Below are 582 nucleotides of genomic sequence, written 5' to 3' on the forward strand. Positions count from 1 at the left end.
GGCAGCGGGAGAGGCGGCCGTCCGGTTCGAGCCGCGGGCCGTCGAGGATCTGCGCTTCGCGCCGCCGCCGCGCGAGGCCTTCGAGCGCGTCGGCGCCGTCTCCGAGACCGGCCTCGCCCGCTACCGCGCCTTCCTGAAGCCCTGGGTCCAGGCGACGACCAATCCCTGGACGGCGTCGCTGCTGCGTTGGCTGCACCCGATGCGGACCAGCCGATACATGCTGTCGGCGGACTTCCTGCCCTGGATGCGCCTCCTAGCGGAAATGGCCGAGCAGGTCGGGGCGAACCGGCACCGGGCCCGCCCCGACAACACGTTCGTGGCGCAGGAGAAGGCCCTCGCGGACTCGGTGTCGCGGGCCGCCGAAGCGGCGCGGGCCATGCGCGACGCCGCGGCGGAGCGTGGCTTCGCCGCGCTGTACACCGCACCGCCGTGGGCCGCTCGGGCCGCTTCCGGTGGGGACCTCGGCCTGCCGGAAGGCGGACCGGCAGGCGGCGTGGCCGCGGAATGACGCGTCCGCTCCGGAGTTGGTCGTACTCCGGAGGGCCGGGGTGCGCCGGGCGTCGGAACTGGTCCAGGGCGCCG

The 582-nt window shown here is 75.4% G+C and carries 1 protein-coding gene; it reads left to right on the forward strand.

The window, feature by feature from the left end:
* A partial coding sequence (locus LHA35_RS29195) for a DUF3141 domain-containing protein (protein WP_226615294.1) occupies window positions 1-508 on the forward strand: 508 nt, incomplete at its 5' end.
* Window positions 509-582: the final 74 nt, after the last annotated feature.

Source organism: Roseicella aerolata, from assembly GCF_020523605.1.
Taxonomy (GTDB): domain Bacteria; phylum Pseudomonadota; class Alphaproteobacteria; order Acetobacterales; family Acetobacteraceae; genus Paracraurococcus; species Paracraurococcus aerolatus.